We start from the raw sequence: 19,449 nt of genomic DNA on the forward strand, positions 1-19,449 counted from the left end.
CATGAAATACGGTATTCTGATGTGACAAAACCTGAATCCTGGTCGTTAAAGTGTTTGTTTGCACTCATATTTTAACTGTTAGGACTCAGGTTTTTTTATTTAAAGCAAACTATGGGACAGCAGTGCGCTGTACGCGCCTTTTTTATTTAAAACAGTTATTTTTTGTCGTTGCCGCCGAACAGTGGGCCCATACCACCGCCACCGCCAAACTGTTTTTGCAGACCGCTCAGTGATTTCATCATTTTTGCCATACCCGACGGATTAGCAAATTTCTTCATCATCTTCGCCATTTGCGCATGCTGTTTAATCAGCTTGTTGACTTCTGAGACTTCCATACCGCAACCTGCTGCAATACGCTTTTTACGGCTTGGATTCATCAGGTCAGGGTTACGACGTTCCTTGATGGTCATCGACTGGATAATCGCTTCCATTTTCTTCACTTGCTTTTCAGGATTCGCCTGCGCAATCGCATCTTGAATACCAGAATTGCTCATGCCTGGAAGTTTGTCCAGGAAGCCCATCATGCCGCCCATCTTGTTCATCTGCTCGAATTGCATCAGCATATCTTCAAAGTTGAAGCTACCGCCTTTCTGCAATTTCTTCGCCATTTTCTCGGCTTTTTCTTTGTCGATTTTGCGTTCAACTTCTTCGACCAAAGAAAGCACGTCACCCATGCCCAGAATACGCTGTGCCACACGTTCCGGATGGAATGGCTCAAGCGCATCCAGTTTTTCGCCCATACCGAGGAACTTGATTGGCTTGCCAGTAATCGCACGAACAGACAGTGCTGCACCACCGCGCGCATCACCATCAGTTTTAGTCAGGATCACACCTGTCAAAGGAAGCGCATCGTTAAATGCTTTGGCCGTATTTGCCGCATCCTGACCGGTCATGGCATCGACCACGAACAGGGTTTCAGTCGGATTAATCGCTGCATGCAGCTCTTTAATCTCTTCCATCATATCGTCATCGATATGCAGACGACCTGCGGTATCGACAATCAGTACATCGGCAAACTGGATTTTTGCCTGTTCAATTGCACGATTAACGATACTGATTGGTTTTTCAGTAGCACTCGATTCAAGGAAAATCGCGCCAACTTCGCCAGCCACCGTCTGTAGCTGCTTGATCGCAGCCGGACGATAAACGTCGGCAGACACCATAGCTACTTTTTTCTTTTGACGCTCTTGCAGGAAGCGCGCAAGTTTGGCTGCAGTCGTGGTTTTACCCGCACCCTGCAAACCGGCAAGCAGTACCACCACCGGTGGTTTTGCTGCAAGGTCAAGGCTTTCATTAGCCTCGCCCATCATTTTGGTCAATTCGTCATAGACGATTTTGACGAAGGCTTGCCCTGGTGATAACTGAGTCATCACTTCCTGGCCTAATGCTTCTTCCTTAACTTTCGCGATAAATTCACGAGTTACAGGTAACGCAACGTCGGCTTCAAGAAGTGCCATACGTACTTCACGTAACGTATCTTTAATATTGTCTTCGGTTAGCTGCCCTGAGCCAGTAACATTTCTTAAACTCTGCGTGAGTCGTTCTGTTAAGGTATCAAACATTGCAAAATCCGCTTAAAATAGCCAGTAGCAAAAAATTGTTTCTTAAAATAGAAAATTTATGCATAGAATGCTATAGGATACTGTAGTTCGCACTGAATTTATATAAATGAATATTCATCACCCTTAAAAAGGTTTGACATGCTTAGCCTACCCTTGGTTTACACGATCTTAGCATTAATCGCTTATACCTCCTCTTTTTGGTATCTGTTCATTCATTTAATGACTAAACGTACTCCAAATCAATGGTTTGTCGGCTTAACAGCTTTAGTTGGACTGGTACTGCATGCTTTGGTTTTATCAGGTGACATGTATACCCCGATGGGGATGAATTATGATGTATTTGCCTTACTTTCCTTTACGTCAGGGCTAATGCTGCTGCTAAGTATCATTTACAGTACCTATCGGCCGATTATTGCTTTAAACCTGATTGGTATCCCCGTCGCTGCAACCGGCCTAATTCTCGGTTTCAGTTTCACCCAGCCAGCGAAAGTCATTGCACAGAATTCTCTAGGCCTGGATATTCATATTATCTTGTCCCTATCCGCTTATGCTGTGTTATTGATGGCGACGATTCAGGCCGTCATTTTGCGGTTTCAGGATCGTGAACTGAAGAAAAAACAGAAACGTCGGGTTTGGGTGAATCTGTTGCCCTCCTATCAGGATATGGAATCTTTATTGTTCGATATGCTGATGACCGGTTTCATTTTACTGACACTGGCATTGGGTTTTGGCTTCTTTACCATCGATAATTTCTTTGCCCAGCATCTGGCCCATAAGACTGCCTTTAGTATTGTGTCCTGGCTGGTTTATGGTGCATTACTGATCGGCCACTGGAAATTTGGCTGGCGTGGTCAGAAAGCAGTGCGCTTTACCCTGCTTGGGTTTGGCCTGCTGGCGCTCGGCTTTATCGGTTCCAAATTTGTGCTGGAAATGCTGTTAAACAAATAAATTGATTTACCTCTACTTTATATTTTTAAAGCCCAGCTAAGACTGGGCTTTTTATTTAATTATCCTTTTCTTGATCTGGATTTATCCTTCCCACTCGTAGCGATAGCGGCCAACTCACCACCCGGGGCAATTCTGGATCTTCCCATTCTGGCAATAAGGCATCTGCCAGTACATTCAGCGGATTATGTCCGAGTGCCTGGGTGGCTGCTTTTACGGCTGACCAGGTACTCATATAGCCTATCAGTTGGTAAAAGTTCCACTCGACTTGTAATACCGGCGGCTGTACAGAAATTTCCTGAAATGGAAATGGCAGATTTTTGTATCCTTCATCGACATGGCGACGTTCAGGTGCCCAATAGGGTGCGATCGTCACTTCATAAAAATGTCTGAAATAATGATTCAGATGTTCTTCATCAATGCTGAATACCCCATAACTAATAAGAGCCAGAATGGCATTGGATTTTGCAATACGGCGAACTTCCGCATAGAACTTGTCCAGATCCAGCCAATGGGCAGCTTGTGCGACTGAAATCAGATCTACACTCTGGTCAACACATGGGATTTCTTCGGCTAAGGCCTGATGATATTGAATTTTCGGATGAGGTTTGGCCTGTGCGATTTGTTCGCTACTCGCATCAATGGCAATGATCTGATCAAAATAATGCGCCAAAACCTCTGAAAACTGTCCTGAGCCACAGCCGACGTCTAAAGCCAATTTGGTACTCGTTGATAGCTCTGCCAGCATCTTCCCCAAAGTGTCCGGATAATGCGGGCGAAACAAGGCATAATCTTGGGACTGCTGGGAGAAATGGTCTTTAAATTCCCGCCTTTCCATCTGCACTTTCCTGACCTGTTTTCTAACAGCTTAACTCGATCCAGAAAGGCGACAATAGTAATTTGGTTTCATTTCCAATAATTTTTAAAACTAAAAAATTAGCGTATTTAAATTATCTAAATTTTTTAAACATCAGCTAGTTTAACTATTTTGCTTGATTTGATAATCCGCTTTAAAGTTCTGATAACTACGTCGCTCTGCGGAATTTTCGGTTAAAGCTTTTACTTCCTGCATGGTATTCAAGCAACGTGCAGTGAGCTGGATATATTGCTCGGTGCCATGGCTTTTCCAGGCAATTTCTTTTTCCTCTAAGGGACGAACTACTTTCGCCGGACTGCCAAGTACCAGATTATTTGCTGGTACTTTGAATTTAGCCTTGACTGTACTGTTGGCCCCAACAATGACATTCTCCCCGATTTCGGCCTCATCCAGAATCACACTATTCATACCGATCAGGGCATTTTTTCGTACCACGCAGCCATGCAGAATGGCACCATGACCGACATGGCCATATTCTTCAACCAAGGTCACACTGTCCGGAAATCCATGGATGGTACAGGAGTCTTGGACATTGGCATTTTTCTGGATATGAATCCGGCCAAAATCGGCCCGCAGCGAAGCGAACGGACCAATATAAACTCCGGCTTCAATGATCACATCACCGATCAGCACAGCCGTAGGATGGATATAAGCTTCAGGGCTGACGACAGGAATCACCCCATCAATCGCATAACATGGCATAGACTCCTCCTTGAGCTATTACATTCATGATTTTTTAAAATATTAAAAAGTCAATTCCGGCTGCTTTAAGCCACCAAAACGTTTATAAAATTGTGGATGTGCAGGTGGCATAAGGCCTTCCGCGGTCCGGGCAGTCTCTAGGAAAAACTCATCTCCTGCTGCAAATACTGCCTGATATAGATTGGTACTTAAGTTACGTGCAATCAGTGACAACCAGTCTGTTGGTAACAGTTCAAATGGCAGATTCGGGTCTTTCAGTAAAATACGGCGATATTGATGGATCAGCAGAATACGAATCTGAAAGGCTTGTACTGGATCCAGTTCCTCTTCATTTTCCACCAGATAGAAAAACTCGCGGAAATCGCTAATAAATTTTTCATAACGCTGATGCAGTTCCGGGATTGGCCAATTGGTTTCGACCATGCGTTTAATGGTTGGATAAGATTCCTGCCAAAGCTGTAAAGTTTCAGCACGAAACACTACGACTTGATCAGTCATCTTGTTATTCAGTAACAGGTTTTGCAGTTTCTGCTGATCACACCCCGGATAGGCCATGACATTGGTCGCGATATTGGCAAAGCCTAACCATTCCAGTTCTTTTTTCAGTGTCTGTTTATTTTCCAGTTCAACTGAACTGAGTAGAACCAGATCCCATTTCTGGTCCCATTCATTATGTTGGAAGCTGTAAATTTTCTGGTCTGCGGTAATAAAACGCTGACGGCTGCTTTCGGTAATCCGGTAATAACTGGTGCGGCCAATTTTTTCAGAACTCAGCCAGCCATTTTGTACCAGACGGAATACGGCGGTACGCACAGAACGCTCATTGAAGCCGAATACATCCATCAGCTGAATCAGGCTGGCAAGACTAATGACTCCCCCGCGGTGATAAATACTGTCACCAAAAATCGTCATTACCAATGAGGTTCCACTGAGGGTCTCATTCTGAATGAAATCATCAATTACTTGTTTTAATTTCGGATTCATTATGTTCAATTTACCTTGTCAAAGCCGGATGACAGACCTGAGCCTGTCATCCAGATGTATTTAAGCGGACTTTCGGATATCAAACACCCGCTGAGCCTTACCTTCAGAACGTGGCAAGCTACCTTCCGGTAAAACTTCCACACTGACACTAATCCCGACCATGGTCTTGATTTGTACTTTCAGCTGATTTGCCAATTGGTGTGTCATATTTATAGCATTATCTTTACGCATTTCGGTACGAATATGCAATGTATCCAGGTGACCCTGTTTACAAATCTGAATCTGATAATTTGGAATAAGCTGCGGAATATGCAGGATTTGCTCTTCAATTTGTGATGGGAACACATTCACACCACGAATAATCATCATGTCATCACTGCGACCGACAATCTTATCCATACGACGCATGGTACGTGCTGTACCTGGCAATAAGCGTGTCAGATCACGGGTACGGTAACGAATCACCGGCATACCTTCTTTGGTGATGGTGGTAAATACCAGTTCACCCAGCTCACCATCAGGTAATACTTCACCGGTTTCCGGATGGATAATTTCAGGATAGAAGTGATCTTCCCAGATGGTAGGACCATCTTTGGATTCCAGACATTCCATCGCCACACCCGGCCCCATCACTTCAGACAGGCCATAAATATCTAGCGCATCAATACCCAGACGTTCTTCGATTTCACGGCGCATTTCATTGGTCCATGGCTCTGCGCCAAAGATCCCGGTCTTGATGGAACAATCCTTGGCAGTCCCGAATTTTTTCTCCAGACATTCAATAATGTTCAGACAATAAGATGGTGTGACCATTAAAGCTGTTGGCTTGAAATCATGAATCAATTGTGCCTGTTTGTCGGTCTGGCCACCTGACATTGGAATTACGGTAGCGCCCAGACGTTCTACACCATAATGTGCACCTAGACCACCAGTAAACAGGCCGTAACCATAAGATACCTGAATCGTATCTTTACTGCTGAGTCCTGCTGCACGTAACGAGCGTGCCACCACATCTGACCAAGTATTAATGTCATTCTGGGTATAACCGACTACAGTCGGCTGACCTGTAGTACCTGAAGAAGCATGTACACGGACAATCTGCTCCTGAGGCACAGCAAACATGCCAAATGGATAGTTTTCGCGAAGATCCTGCTTGGTGGTGAACGGGAATTTTGCCAGGTCTTCCAGTGATTTTAAGTCATCCGGATGGACACCGGCTTCATCAAACTTTTTCTTGTAAACCGTACTTTTCTGATAAGCATGCTGCAGTGTTTTTTTCATACGTTCCAATTGCAGGCTACGTAATTCATCTACTGAAGCGGTTTCAATCTGTTCCATTGCATTGTTATTCATATTCTTGCTCCTGCTGCAGTCATCCTGACTGCTGATGATTTCTCTTTTGATTCAGTCCTTAAGCCACATTTTCCAGAATCAGTGCGACACCCTGTCCAACACCGACACACATGGTACAAAGGGCATATTTTCCTTGCTTGCGCTGTAATTCTTTCATGGCAGTAATCACGAGTCGTGTACCGCTCATTCCGAGTGGATGGCCAAGGGCAATAGCACCCCCGTTTGGATTGACTCGTGGATCATCATCCTGAAGGCCTAGCTCACGTAGCACTGCAAGTGCCTGTGCGGCAAAGGCTTCATTCAGTTCGATCACATCCATCTGTTCCAGACTTAAGTTTGTCTGTTTTAATACTTTCTGTATCGCTGGTACTGGTCCAATCCCCATATAGCGTGGCTCTACACCTGCACTGGCAATTCCTACCACCCGTACTAGCGGTTTCAGTCCATATTGTTCTGCGAAATATTTATTACCCAGTAGCACACAGGCTGCACCGTCATTGACACCAGACGCATTACCCGCAGTTACCGAACCACCTTCCTTTCGAAATGGTGCTTTTAAAGAAGATAACTTTTCTAAAGTAGTATCGGCACGTGGATGTTCATCTTCAGCAATCACCCGAGTAGAACCCTTAGCGCCCTTGATTTCCACTGGCAGGATTTCTGCCTGAAAAATACCATTCTGCTGTGCCTGTGCAGTTTTTTGCTGGCTACGATAAGCAAACAGATCCTGATCTTCACGATTAATCTGATATTTTTCAGCCACATTTTCTGCTGTTTCCGGCATGCTATCTACGCCGAAACCTGCCTTGAATTTTGGATTGATAAATCGCCAGCCAATGGTGGTGTCATAAATTTCCGGAGTACGGCTAAATGCTGTGGTTGGCTTGGATTGTACAAATGGCGCACGGCTCATGGATTCTACCCCACCGGCCACTACAAATTGCGCTTCACCCGATTTAATTGCACGTGCTGCCAGGCCGACCGCATCCAGACCGGAAGCACAGAGACGATTTACAGTAATCGCGGGTACACTTTCCGGCAGGCCCGCTAAAAGTGCTGCCATACGCGCGACATTACGATTATCTTCACCGGCCTGATTAGCACAGCCTAAAATCACTTCATCAACTTCTGCCCATGGCAGGTTGGGATGCTGCTGTTTTAAATACTGGATCGGTAAAGCAGCAAGGTCATCAGTACGAATACTGCTCAAACCACCTGCGTAACGACCAATTGGGGTACGAATACCGTCAAAAATATAAACATGTTCCATCGTTCTTGTTCCTTAGCTCGCCATCCCTTAGTCTGTTGGCGATACTTGTTGCGCCTGTCCTAGCGCTGTCTGCTTAGTTCAATATATACCAGGTTGTATCACTCTTCACCAAAAATACGATACATATTTTTTAATATTTGTAAATTCCTGACATATTAAATTCCACTTACTCATCCAAATCATTTTTTTGAATAAAAAAAATAAAAAATAATTCAAAAATCAACATCTTGAGTATAAAAATAGTGCATAAATCTATATTTTCAGATTTCATTTACTATCAGGGTACTACTACATATAACATAGGACCTAGCTAACCATCAGACCAAATAGGTATCATATTCATACCTGTCAGTAATAATTCAACTCGACCAAGTTGCTAAGCGATAACTGAAAGGAAAAAATCCAACAACTTTGAGCCGAGTCAAATCCATCTCCGGCAGATTTAGCAGCCCTTATATTGTGGTGTGCGTTTTTGCATAAAGGCCTGAACGCCCTCACGATAATCATTAGAACGGCCCGCCAGACGTTGCAGATCCCGCTCCAGAATCAGTTGCTCATCCAGATTATTGTCTGCAGCGGCATGAATCGCTTTCTTGATCAGGGATAGACCATAAGTCGGCTGAGTCGCCAGATGTTCAGCCATTTTTTCAGTTTCTGCCTTTAACTGATCATCTTCAACTACCTGCCAGATCATGCCGAGTTGCAGCGCACGTTCAGCCGAGATTTTGTCACCCAGCATCGCCAGACCCATTGCTTGGGCACGGCCAACCAGGCGTGGCAGGAACCAGGTACCCCCTGAATCTGGCACCAGACCGAGACGGCAGAAGGCCTGAATAAATGAAGCAGATTTCGCTGCTACCACGATGTCACAAGCCAGAGCAATATTGGCACCTGCACCCGCTGCTACACCATTTACGGCACAGATCACCGGTTTTGGCATTTCAGTAATCAGTTTAATCAGCGGGTTGTAGTATTTTTCAATGGATAAACCTAAATCTGGAGCATCAGCATTTGGATCTACTACACGGTCGTTCAGGTCCTGACCAGCGCAGAAACCACGACCTTCTGCAGAAATCACCACTGCGCGAATTGCTGAATCTTGCGCCCAGCGTTTTACGACAGAAGATACTTCCTGATGCATGGTTTCATTAAAACTGTTGAGCTGTTTTGGACGATTAAAAGTCAGGTAGCCCACTGCATTTTTTTCTTCAACAATAATTGTTTGGTAATCCATTACACACCTTTTAAGTTTCTATTTCGTTCATGCATTTATCTGCATGGTGCTTAATTTAAAATCTTTACTCGTCGAAACTGAGACGAACATTTCGAGTGGTTGGACGCGCCTGACAGCTCAGCACATAACCTTTCTGGATTTCTTCTTCTTCCAGGCTATAGTTGATTGCCATTTCCACTTCACCTTGCAGCACCTTACATTTACAGGTTGCGCATACCCCGCCCTTGCAGGCATATGGCAGATCTGCACCAGCACGTAAAGCCGCATCCAGAATGCTGTCATCCTGTTTGGACACTTCAATGATCAGCTCACGACCATCCAGAATGATGTTGACCCTTTCCTCGGTACGGCTTTCGATCTGCTGCGCAGAGGCTTTTGGTGCAGTACCGGTATTAAAGCGTTCGGTGTGAATTTTGCTGCGTTCGATCCCAAGGGTTGGCAAAACGGTTTCTACTGCATTCATCATTTCTTCAGGGCCACAGGCAAAGCAGTGATCGGTTTCTGCTGGAATCAGGCCTGCCTGGAACAGCTGCTGCAGTTTTTCTGCATCAATACGACCATTGAAAATCTCGCTGTCATTCAGTTCACGCGAGAAAATATTGATCAGTTGCAAACGCTCTTTAAAACGGTCTTTCAGATCCATAATCTGTTCAGAGAACATAGTCTGTTTCCAGGAACGGTTACCATAAACCAAAGTAAAAATGGCATCTTGTTGACGGTTCAACACTGCTTTGACAATAGACAAAATTGGTGTAATGCCACTACCTGCAGCAAAACCCAGATAATGTTTACCACCAGTCTTGGCCGCTTTCTGGAAAAACACACCTTGTGGTGGCATTACTTCCAGTACATCGCCCACTTTCAGGTTTTCATTCGCCCAAGTTGAAAACTGGCCTTGATCAATTTTCTTGATCGCAATACTCATGTCTTCATCACTATCGCTACAGATCGAATAGCAACGGCGCAATTCTTCCTGTTCTGTCATATGACGGATGGTCAGGTGTTGGCCCGGCTGATACTGAAAATTTTCGGCATGTTCCGGACTCAGTTCAAAAGCAATGCAAATTGCCTGTTCAGTCTGAGGCTGAATCGATTTAATGGTTAACGGAATAAACTGGCTCATTTCAAAATCCTTCTTAAGCTGTGGCGATCTCACGCTTTATTGTTATAGCTTGTGCGCTTAAGCCCTTAAATACATTTAAAATAGTCAAACGGCTCCAGGCATTCCTGACATTTGTACAGCGCCTTGCAAGCGGTTGAACTGAATTCACTGAGTAATCGGGTGTGGTGGCTATGACAATGTGGACACTGGATACCATCACTGAGTGCAACATGAGTGCCGCAGCTATTCGATTCACCTTTAGGTGGAGCAATACCGTATCGCTGCAATTTATGTTTACCTTCCTCACTCATCCAGTCAGTGGTCCATGCTTCTGACAGATCGACCACGACTTTGACCGGCGTCAGCTCATGTGCTGCAAATGCCTGGGTGATTTCCGCCTTGAGCAGATCGGTTGCCGGACAGCCACTATAAGTGGGGGTCAATCGAACCACGATTTCATCCTGTGGGTTGATCTCCACTCCACGAATCATGCCCAGGTCAAGGACTGACAGGACTGGAATTTCCGGATCGGAAACCTGTGCCAGGACCTCCCAGCATTGATCTTCTACATGTCTAATCAAGTTCATGCCACTCACTCCCTGTGATGTGCTGGATTTACCAGTTCATGCCTGGATAGCTGCGCTGCATATATTGCAGTTCCGCCAGTACATAACCCAGATGTTCGGTATGTAGTCCCTGCTTGGCGCCACTACGGTAAGCACCACTTTCTGGCAAGCTCAGTTCAAAACGTTGCAACTCAGCAGATATAGTTTCCAACCATTTCGGTTTCAGCAGTTCCAGATCCGGAATCAGGTGAGCATCAACCAGCTGACGTTCATCTGCAGTCAGGCTGAACAACTCTTCGGTAAAACGCCATAGCTGATTCAGACCATTCTGGATTTTTTCATGAGCTTCTGCTGTACCTAAGCTCAGGCGTTCCATCCATGAGGTTGAAAAACGCAAATGGTATTTCACTTCTTTCAGCGACTTGATGGCGAATGAGGAAATCTCTTCATTCCTGCTATTGCTCAGGGCTGCAAACAGCAAAGCATGGTAATGATCCATCAACCACTGACGTACGATAGTTTGACCGAAGTCATTATTTGGCTGTTCGCATAGCAGTAAGTTACGGTATTCACGCTCGGTACGGAAATAGGCCAGTTTATCTTCATCACGACCTTGCCCTTCAATTTCACCGGCTAGACTCAACGCGGTACGTGCCTGACCCAGCAGGTCCAAACCGATATTTGCCAATGCAATATCCAGCTCCAGCTCCGGTGCGTGACCGCACCACTCTGCCAGACGGTGTGAAAGGATGAGCTGACTGTCGCCAACATGCAGTAAAAATTGTGCCAATACCTGATTCGTCATTGCTCTTTCCTCCACCTTACATGTGTTCGATGCCATCTGGAATGTGATAGAAGGTCGGATGACGGTAGACCTTGTTCAATGAAGGATCAAAAAACTCCGATTTTTCATCTGGTTGAGATGAGGTAATCAGTTCAGATTTCACGACCCAGATACTTACACCTTCATTGCGACGGGTATAGACGTCACGGGCATTTTGCAGGGCAATTTCATCATCAGGGGCGCGCAGGCTGCCGACATGACGGTGGCTCAGACCCTGTTTGCTGCGAATAAATACTTCGTATAAAGACCAGTTATTCTTGTTCATTTGCATATCCTTGTGCTATTCCGTTGCCTTAAGCGATTTTTCGTTGATCTGACTGCTGCTGTTGCTTGCTGGCATAAACTGCTGCTGATTCACGCACCCATTTGCCGTCTTCCCAAGCCTTGCGACGCGCTTCGATACGTTCATGGTTACATGGACCTTTACCTGCCAGCACATCGAAGAACTCATCCCAGTTCACCTGACCAAATTCATAGTGGCCTGTTTCTTCATTAAACTTCAGGTCTGGGTCCGGCACAGTCAGGCCAAGCTGCAATACTTGCGGCACGGTGTTGTCGACAAATTTCTGACGCAATGCATCATTACTGAATAATTTGATTTTCCACTGCATGCTTTGTGCACTGTTTGGAGAATTGTCATCACTTGGACCAAACATCATCAGTGCCGGCCACCAGAAACGGTTCACTGCATCCTGTGCCATCTGTTTCTGTTCTGGTGTACCTTCTGCCAGTTGCATCATGGCTTCAAAACCTTGACGCTGATGGAAACTTTCTTCTTTACAGATACGCACCATGGCACGTGCATAAGGACCATAAGAAGTACGACACAGCGCCACCTGGTTGACGATTGCCGCCCCATCCACCAGCCAGCCAATCGCCGCTACATCTGCCCAGGTCAAAGTTGGATAGTTAAAAATGGATGAGTATTTCATGCGGCCAGCAATCAGCTTTTCCATCATGTCATCACGGTCTGCACCAAGCGTTTCTGCTGCACTGTACAGGTACAGGCCATGCCCGGCTTCATCTTGTACTTTAGCCAGCAATACCGCTTTACGTTTCAAAGTCGGTGCGCGGGTAATCCAGTTACCTTCTGGCAGCATGCCAATCACTTCTGAATGTCCGTGCTGACCAATCTGGCGAATCAGGGTCTTTCTATAGGCATCCGGCATCCAGTCCTTCGCTTCAATCGAAATGTCCTGCTCTATCTTCTGATCGAATGTTTGTTGTTGCTTATTCATGTTTGTCTCACTTATCCCAAGTGCTGATACACTCAAATTAAAACGATACAAATATAAAATCAATACTATTTTTTAAGTATCATATATTTTTCAAAAGCATTTTTTATTAAGTTATTGTATTTATTGTTTTTAATTTTTTAATTACATCAAAATTACTTTTTTGTTTGCGGATTATGATTGACATTTAAGCTTTTTGATTGCAATTTATGAAACATCAAAAGTAAAAATAAACTCAATAACGTATCATAAATGGAGTTATACAATGTTGGAACTGGACAGCACTACCCAGAGCACGGATCTTCAGGACGACACACAGGCGAATTACTCAGCTAAAGTTAAAGTATTGAGTTCACTGGTTTTAGGTGGTGAACATAGCGCACAAAATGACTTGCGTACGGTTTATCACGCTATTAGCGGTGAAGCGATTTATCAGGTCAGCAGTCACGGTATCGACATGCATAATGTGGTGCAATATGCCAAACAGAAGGGTGCAGCCATTGCCCACTGGACTTTCCACCAGCGTGCTAATGCTCTGAAACAGGTGGCACAATATTTACTGGAACGTAAGGAAGATTATTACCGCCTGGCAGCCGCAACCGGCTGTACCCGCAAAGATGCCTGGATTGATATTGAAGGTGGGATCGGCACTCTGTTTGCCTATTCAAGTCTGGTTCGCCGTGAACTCAGCGATGAAACGGCACTGGTTGAAGATGCCTGGATTCCATTATCCAAACAGGGCAGCTTTGGTGCCAAACATATTCTGAGCCCGAAAGCTGGTGTAGCAGTGCATATTAATGCCTTTAACTTCCCGATCTGGGGCATGCTGGAAAAAATTGCACCTACTCTACTAGCCGGCGTACCTTGTATTGTCAAGCCAGCAACAGAAGGTGCAGAACTGACACATACAGTCGTTAAAGACATTTTAGCCAGTAATTTACTGCCAGAAGGTGCTCTGCAGCTGATCTGCGGGCAGACTTACGACCTGTTTGATCACCTGAATGCACAGGATACCGTTACCTTCACAGGTTCGGCTGCTACCGGCCAGAAACTGCGTGCGCATCCACACCTGAATGCCCACTCCATTCCATTCAGCATGGAAGCCGATTCGGTGAACAGCGCCATCCTGACCCAGCAAGCCAACGATGAAACCATTGACCTGTTTGTGCGTGAAGTCTTCCGTGAAATGACAACCAAGGCCGGACAAAAATGTACTGCAATACGCCGTGCCTTTGTGCCAGCAGCATTGCTCGATACCGTACAGCAACGCCTGACTGAAAAACTACAGAAAGTGGTCATCGGTGATCCTGCAAAGGATGGCGTAACCATGGGAGCTCTGGCCAGCGTTAAACAGAAGCATGATGTTGCTGCCAAGGTAGAACAGCTAGCACAGGAAGCAGAAATCATCATGGGTAGCCATCTGCGCCAGGATTTTAGCATTCAGGTCGCACATCCAGAAAAATCGGCTTTCTATCCGCCAACAGTACTGTTATGTAAAGATCCGGTTCAGGCCCAGCAGATTCACAACATCGAAGCCTTTGGTCCAGTTGTTACATTGATGCCGTATAGTGACCTGCCACAACTGGCAGCATTAGTGGCTCGTGGTGAAGGCAGTCTGGTTGCTTCAATTGTGCGTAACCATGATGAAAATATTGAACAGCTACTCAGCAAGATCGCGCCTTGGCATGGTCGTGTGCATATTCTGGACCGTGAGAGCGCTAAGGAAAGTACCGGTCATGGTTCACCACTGCCATTGTTGGTACATGGTGGTCCAGGTCGTGCTGGCGGTGGTGAGGAACTCGGCGGCCTGCGTGCAGTGAAACATTATATGCAGCGTACTGCTATTCAAGGCTCACCAAATGCGCTGACTCAAGTCGGTCATAGCTGGACCGCAGGTGCTGAGGTGTTTGAAGACCGCGTACACCCATTCAAGAAATCTTTTGATGAACTGCGGATTGGTGAGCGCCTGCTGACTGCACGCCGTACCATTACTGAAGCTGATATTGTCAACTTTGGTGGTTTAAGTGGAGATTACTTCTATGCACATATGGATAAGATTGCGGCTGCGGAATCCTTGTTCGGTGAACGCGTCGCACATGGTTACTTCATTGTTTCTGCCGCTGCCGGCTTGTTTGTTGATGCTGCTCCAGGTCCAGTTATTGCCAACTATGGCATGGACAACCTGCGCTTCGTAGAACCGGTGAAAATTGGTGATACCATTCAGGTAGAACTGACCTGCAAGCAGAAAACCCCAAAACCGCTGCGTGATGAGCAGAGACCGCATGGTGTCGTGGTCTGGGACATCAAGGTGAAAAACCAGCGCAATGAACTGGTCGCGACCTATGACATCCTGACTCTCGTGGAAAAAGCTGCTTAACAAATATTTTCAAACACTTAAAGTAAGAAGGGAATCTATTTGATTCCCTTTTTTATTGATTTAAAAATAATTGTATCTTTTTAACCCAGACATATTGACGGCTGTGCAAATTACTCCTAGATTAGATTAATTGATACACATTAAAAATAAAAATAATTAAATTTGTATCAAATAAACCAATCACTATAACTTGCACAGGATGTTGCATGATGAATGAAAAAACATTGGTCATAGACAAGGTTGACAATGACGTCCAACCACTCGATTCTCATCTAAAAATTACTACGCCTATCCCTGAACAGGTGGCTACAGAAATTCCACCAGCAACTCCGGAACGTAGCAGCTATCAATGGTATGTGGTGATCATTTGTATGGTGGCCTATATTTTGTCTTTTGTAGACCGCCAGATTTTATCCTTGATGATTGAGCCGATTAAGGCCGACTTGATGCTCAGTGATACCCAGTTCAGCCTATTGCAGGGGCTGGCCTTTTCGCTGTTTTATGCCTTTATGGGCGTACCGATCGCCGCACTGGCCGACAAGAAATCACGTGTGAAAATTATTTCGGTTGGGATCGCTTTCTGGAGTCTGGCCACTGCAGCCTGTGGCCTCAGTAAAAACTTTATCCAGATGTTCCTGGCTCGCCTCAGTGTCGGTGCAGGTGAAGCAGCCCTATCTCCTGCTTTTTACTCAATCGTGGCGGATCTGTTTCCTAAACATAAACTAGGCCGTGCGCTGGGTGTTTATGCCATTGGTGCTTTTATCGGTTCAGGACTGGCTTTCCTGATCGGCGGTTATGTCATCGGTCTGCTCAAGGATGTTAGTTTCGTTACTTTACCGGTAATTGGTGAGATCAAGACTTGGCAACTGACCTTTATGATTGTCGGTTTACCGGGTGTATTGCTGGCGCTGCTCATGATTTTGACCGTACGGGAACCCGAGCGTAAAGGCCTCAAAATGGATGCGAATGGTGTCGCCGTTAAAGCATCTTTTAAGAATTCCATCGGTTTTATTAAAACCCATAAAAAGACTTTCTTCTGTCATTTTATTGGCTTCTCTTTCTATACTATGATGCTGTATTCCCTGCTCGGCTGGGCACCGGCCTACTACATGCGTCACTTTGGCCTGGATGCAAGCCAGACCGGATATATCCTTGGAAGTATTATTCTTGTCGCAAATACTTCAGGCGCCCTATTCTGTGGCTGGCTCATCGACTTCTTTTCTAAACGTGGCTATAGCGATGCAGCAATCCGTGCCGGTGCAATTGGCTGTGCTGCCCTGATCATTCCAAGCGTGCTGTTTACCCAAGTCGACAATATGCAGCTTTCATTCGCACTGATCTTTGTCGCCATGTTCTTCTCCACCTTCCCGATTCCAGCATCAGCCGCTGCTACCCAGATGCTGACACCGAACCAGTTGCGCTCTCAGGTATCAGCCAAATTCCTGTTGATTTCTAACCTGATTGCACTCGGTGTGGGTACAACTGCTGTGGCGCTGATTACAGACCGATATTATGAAAATACCTTAATGGTGGGTAATTCGATTTCTATCGTCAATGCTGTAGCTGGTGTAATCGGTGTATTCCTGCTGTATAAAGGCTGTCAGTATTATCGTGAAAGTATGAAAGTCGAAAAACTAATCGATTAAGACAATATTAGATTTTTAAGATTTAAATCCAAACCTTAAATCAGTCGATTTAAGGTTTTTTTATTTCGATAGCAAAAGATCAATAGATACTCATTCACACTCAATCTTTTTCTGCAATTCATATGAAAATTAAACTGCCTGGACATTCCCACCAAAAAGCCGTATAACACCGTTTTTCGAATTAACAGGTGTTGACCATTGAAACTTGTTCTTGCACCCATGGAAGGCTTAACTGACCCGATTATGCGCGATGTACTGACATCCGTCGGGAGCTTCGACTGGTGTGTAACCGAGTTTATTCGTGTCACGGATTCGGTGCTGCCAGATCATATCTATCACACCTACTGCCCTGAACTGTTAAATGAGGGCAAAACTGCTGCCGGTACGCCGGTGCATGTACAGTTTCTGGGAAATAATCCGGAAATGCTGGCAGCCAATGCAGTGAAAGTCGCTGCCATGGGTGCTCCTGTGATTGATATGAATTTTGGCTGTCCAGCCAAAACCGTGAATCGTCACCGTGGTGGTTCAGTGCTGCTAGATGAACCTGAAGTCGTTTATGAATTGGTCAAAGCTGTTCGTGATGCAGTGCCCACACATATCCCGGTTTCGGCGAAAATGCGTCTGGGTTATATGGATCGCAACTTCATGATGGAAAATGCCCATGCCATTGAAGATGCTGGAGCGGCCTGGGTCACCGTCCACGCGCGGACCAAGGCCGATGGCTATACTCCGCCAGCCTTCTGGGACCAACTGCAACCGATCCGTGAAGCCTTAAAGATCAATGTGATTGCCAATGGTGAAATCTGGACCAATGCCGATGCCAAGCAATGTCAGCTAGAATCAGGCTGTGAAGACTTGATGATTGGCCGTGGTGCGGTCACTACACCTGATCTGACCCAATGTATTCGCCAGAATTCTGATGAGCCGCTTATCACCTGGAATGAACTACTGGAACTGCAAATCCGTTTCCTGAATGGTTCCTATAAAAAGGAAATGAATATGGTCGGCCGTTACAAACAATGGCTGGGGATGATGTCCAAGCATTATCCTGAGGCCAAAACACTTTGGGATGAGGTCAAACGGATTAAACAGCTGGTTGAAATTACTGAAAAGCTAAAAGCCTCGAAAAATTAAGAAAAAGCCTTTGAATGATTCAAAGGCTTTTTTGTTCGGATTCTCGCCTGTTTAAATTTGCAACATGTTCACGGTTGGTTTTCCAGGATTTTTCTAGTACTTCCTTCTCCAATCGAATCTGGATACGTTTAATCTTGGTATCAGAAATAACTCGCTGATTAAAGCTTTTTACATAATCTGTCCAACCTGCACCCCGAAATACATAATTCGGCATTGGGGTTTTGAATACCGCATCTGGCATAAATACAATCACAGAATGCAGCTGGTCTGGCTCGATAATATCAGCCAGCAACTGCTCCAGAACTTTGATGTGCTTATAATTCTGATGAATCGGATTTTGAAATTTATAGCTATTTTTATAAAGTTTTTGCGTCCAGGTTTTTTGTCGCTCGCTACCAAAGATCCAGCCTTTATAGTTCTTGGTTTCAATCACAAACAGGCCATAAGGACTTAATAAGAGATGATCAATTTGTGTTGTGCTTCCTTCTCCATCCGAAAGAGTCAAATCGTTTAATAACCGATACTCAAGGTCTTTCAGATAAAGTTTGACATGCGTGGTAACAGCGAACTCTCCCATCTTTCCTTTTATAAATGGTTTAAATAACTTAAAAACGATTAAACCAATAAAAAGTAGAAGAACCCACCATAAACTGGACCAGAGTTGGCCTAAGATTTGTGTTGCGAACTGATCCATATTTTAATTTTCATTAATTTTATGATTTTGATCTTAATGGGTTCGCTCAATATTTAACAGAATTTCTTTTTTATCCAGACCACCCGCAAAGCCTACCAGCTTACCGCTACTGCCAATCACCCGATGACAAGGTGCAATAATCGAGATCGGGTTTTTACCATTGGCAGCACCCACGGCGCGTACTGCTTTAACATTACCGACCTGTTCAGCGATTTCCCGATAGCTTCGGGTCTGTCCATAAGGAATATTCAGCAAAGCCTGCCAGACTTTTTTCTGGAAATCTGTACCAGCAAAGTCCAAAGGCAACTCAAAAACATTGCGCTGACCGGCAAAATATTCCTGAAGCTGACGCCGAGCTTCTATCAATACAGGATGCTGTGGATCTTCAACCAGAGTTGCCAACCTGACCCGATTAGGTTTTTCACAATCCCAGAGTACAGCTACCAGTGCCGTTTCATTGGCGACCAGCTGCAACTGTCCTACAGGCGAGTCCATATAAATATAACTGAGTTGCATGGCCCTACTCCTACAGAATCAAGCTTGGCAGTTTTTATTTTACTCGAAATCAGAACTGCTCAACAGCTCTTAGGAGGAGGATAATTTCATCAAAACAAGTCCGGAAATAATCAGCACCGCAGCCAGCATACGCATAGCAGAAGCAGGTTCACCTAAAACTATAACACCGACCAGAAATGAGCCGACTGCGCCAATGCCCGTCCAGATGGTATAGGCAGTTCCTAGAGGCAAAGTACGCATGGCATAGGCCAGTAATACAAAACTGAGCACCATAAAAACAATCGTAAAAATACTCGGTGTGAGTTTAGTAAAACCCTCTGAGAGCTTCATGGAATAGGCCCAGACAATCTCAAATAGTCCAGCGAATACAAGTATAATCCAGGCCATATTGCCCTCCTCCTAATTAAC

At 45.1% G+C, this 19,449-nt stretch carries 19 protein-coding genes; 4 read left to right on the top strand and 15 right to left on the bottom strand.

The features are described from left to right. Nucleotides 1-155: 155 nt before the first annotated feature. Nucleotides 156-1,562: a signal recognition particle protein gene (ffh, locus tag FTU03_RS12220; protein WP_004783356.1), complete on the bottom strand. Its 1,407-nt coding sequence runs from the start codon at nt 1,560-1,562 to the stop codon at nt 156-158. Nucleotides 1,563-1,700: 138 nt separating this feature from the next. Here ffh and FTU03_RS12225 point away from each other — a divergent pair, with 138 nt between their 5' ends. After that, complete coding sequence (locus tag FTU03_RS12225; RefSeq protein WP_004783358.1) at nt 1,701-2,510, top strand: inner membrane protein YpjD; 810 nt, start codon at nt 1,701-1,703, stop codon at nt 2,508-2,510. 55 nt (nt 2,511-2,565) lie between these two features. On the opposite strand, the gene FTU03_RS12230 is transcribed toward FTU03_RS12225, so the two are convergent. From FTU03_RS12230 to paaA, 11 genes are all read right to left on the bottom strand, one after another. Beyond that, entirely contained in the window at nt 2,566-3,345 is a 780-nt protein-coding gene (locus FTU03_RS12230; protein ID WP_179993127.1) for a class I SAM-dependent methyltransferase, read from the bottom strand. A 141-nt stretch (nt 3,346-3,486) separates the two neighbouring features. After that, complete coding sequence (locus tag FTU03_RS12235) at nt 3,487-4,086, bottom strand: gamma carbonic anhydrase family protein (protein WP_179993128.1); 600 nt, start codon at nt 4,084-4,086, stop codon at nt 3,487-3,489. A gap of 42 nt (nt 4,087-4,128) precedes the next feature. After that, nucleotides 4,129-5,070: a phenylacetic acid degradation operon negative regulatory protein PaaX gene (gene paaX / locus FTU03_RS12240; RefSeq protein ID WP_159123525.1), complete on the bottom strand. Its 942-nt coding sequence runs from the start codon at nt 5,068-5,070 to the stop codon at nt 4,129-4,131. A gap of 60 nt (nt 5,071-5,130) precedes the next feature. Continuing rightward, nucleotides 5,131-6,423 carry a phenylacetate--CoA ligase PaaK gene (paaK, locus tag FTU03_RS12245; protein ID WP_179993129.1) on the bottom strand — a complete coding sequence of 431 codons (1,293 nt, stop codon included), beginning with the start codon at nt 6,421-6,423 and terminating at the stop codon, nt 5,131-5,133. Nucleotides 6,424-6,481: 58 nt separating this feature from the next. Continuing rightward, nucleotides 6,482-7,693 carry a 3-oxoadipyl-CoA thiolase gene (pcaF, locus tag FTU03_RS12250; RefSeq protein ID WP_179993130.1) on the bottom strand — a complete coding sequence of 404 codons (1,212 nt, stop codon included), beginning with the start codon at nt 7,691-7,693 and terminating at the stop codon, nt 6,482-6,484. Nucleotides 7,694-8,135: 442 nt separating this feature from the next. Continuing rightward, nucleotides 8,136-8,927: a 2-(1,2-epoxy-1,2-dihydrophenyl)acetyl-CoA isomerase PaaG gene (gene paaG / locus FTU03_RS12255; protein ID WP_179993131.1), complete on the bottom strand. Its 792-nt coding sequence runs from the start codon at nt 8,925-8,927 to the stop codon at nt 8,136-8,138. A 64-nt stretch (nt 8,928-8,991) separates the two neighbouring features. Then, complete coding sequence (paaE, locus tag FTU03_RS12260; protein ID WP_179993132.1) at nt 8,992-10,050, bottom strand: 1,2-phenylacetyl-CoA epoxidase subunit PaaE; 1,059 nt, start codon at nt 10,048-10,050, stop codon at nt 8,992-8,994. 65 nt (nt 10,051-10,115) lie between these two features. Then, complete coding sequence (gene paaD, locus FTU03_RS12265) at nt 10,116-10,616, bottom strand: 1,2-phenylacetyl-CoA epoxidase subunit PaaD (RefSeq protein ID WP_179993133.1); 501 nt, start codon at nt 10,614-10,616, stop codon at nt 10,116-10,118. A 28-nt stretch (nt 10,617-10,644) separates the two neighbouring features. Beyond that, the gene (paaC, locus tag FTU03_RS12270) at nt 10,645-11,400 is read right to left on the bottom strand and encodes a 1,2-phenylacetyl-CoA epoxidase subunit PaaC (RefSeq protein WP_166136736.1); all 756 of its coding nucleotides are present in this window, start codon (nt 11,398-11,400) and stop codon (nt 10,645-10,647) included. A 16-nt stretch (nt 11,401-11,416) separates the two neighbouring features. Further along, entirely contained in the window at nt 11,417-11,704 is a 288-nt protein-coding gene (gene paaB / locus FTU03_RS12275; RefSeq protein WP_004783374.1) for a 1,2-phenylacetyl-CoA epoxidase subunit PaaB, read from the bottom strand. A gap of 28 nt (nt 11,705-11,732) precedes the next feature. Further along, nucleotides 11,733-12,677: a 1,2-phenylacetyl-CoA epoxidase subunit PaaA gene (gene paaA / locus FTU03_RS12280; protein WP_179993134.1), complete on the bottom strand. Its 945-nt coding sequence runs from the start codon at nt 12,675-12,677 to the stop codon at nt 11,733-11,735. A 262-nt stretch (nt 12,678-12,939) separates the two neighbouring features. Here paaA and paaZ point away from each other — a divergent pair, with 262 nt between their 5' ends. The 3 genes from paaZ to FTU03_RS12295 all read left to right on the top strand — a co-directional run bounded on the left by paaZ (nt 12,940) and on the right by FTU03_RS12295 (nt 17,831). Then, nucleotides 12,940-15,051, top strand: coding sequence for a phenylacetic acid degradation bifunctional protein PaaZ (gene paaZ / locus FTU03_RS12285; protein ID WP_179993135.1), 2,112 nt, complete (start codon nt 12,940-12,942; stop codon nt 15,049-15,051). A 206-nt stretch (nt 15,052-15,257) separates the two neighbouring features. Next, complete coding sequence (locus FTU03_RS12290; protein WP_004783378.1) at nt 15,258-16,697, top strand: MFS transporter; 1,440 nt, start codon at nt 15,258-15,260, stop codon at nt 16,695-16,697. A gap of 198 nt (nt 16,698-16,895) precedes the next feature. Further along, on the top strand, nt 16,896-17,831 hold the full coding sequence (locus tag FTU03_RS12295) for a tRNA-dihydrouridine synthase (protein ID WP_179993136.1): 936 nt from the start codon (nt 16,896-16,898) through the stop codon (nt 17,829-17,831). A gap of 19 nt (nt 17,832-17,850) precedes the next feature. On the opposite strand, the gene FTU03_RS12300 is transcribed toward FTU03_RS12295, so the two are convergent. The 3 genes from FTU03_RS12300 to sugE form a co-directional block, all read right to left on the bottom strand. Then, the gene (locus FTU03_RS12300) at nt 17,851-18,525 is read right to left on the bottom strand and encodes a nuclease-related domain-containing protein (protein WP_179993137.1); all 675 of its coding nucleotides are present in this window, start codon (nt 18,523-18,525) and stop codon (nt 17,851-17,853) included. Nucleotides 18,526-18,558: 33 nt separating this feature from the next. Then, nucleotides 18,559-19,041 carry a methylated-DNA--[protein]-cysteine S-methyltransferase gene (locus tag FTU03_RS12305; protein WP_034170626.1) on the bottom strand — a complete coding sequence of 161 codons (483 nt, stop codon included), beginning with the start codon at nt 19,039-19,041 and terminating at the stop codon, nt 18,559-18,561. Between the two features lie 69 nt (nt 19,042-19,110). Continuing rightward, nucleotides 19,111-19,428, bottom strand: a complete 318-nt coding sequence (sugE, locus tag FTU03_RS12310) for a quaternary ammonium compound efflux SMR transporter SugE (protein WP_034170625.1) — start codon at nt 19,426-19,428, stop codon at nt 19,111-19,113. Nucleotides 19,429-19,449 lie beyond the last annotated feature (21 nt).

It is taken from the genome of Acinetobacter sp. YH12046 (assembly GCF_013419905.1).
In the GTDB taxonomy this organism is placed as follows: Bacteria; Pseudomonadota; Gammaproteobacteria; order Pseudomonadales; family Moraxellaceae; genus Acinetobacter.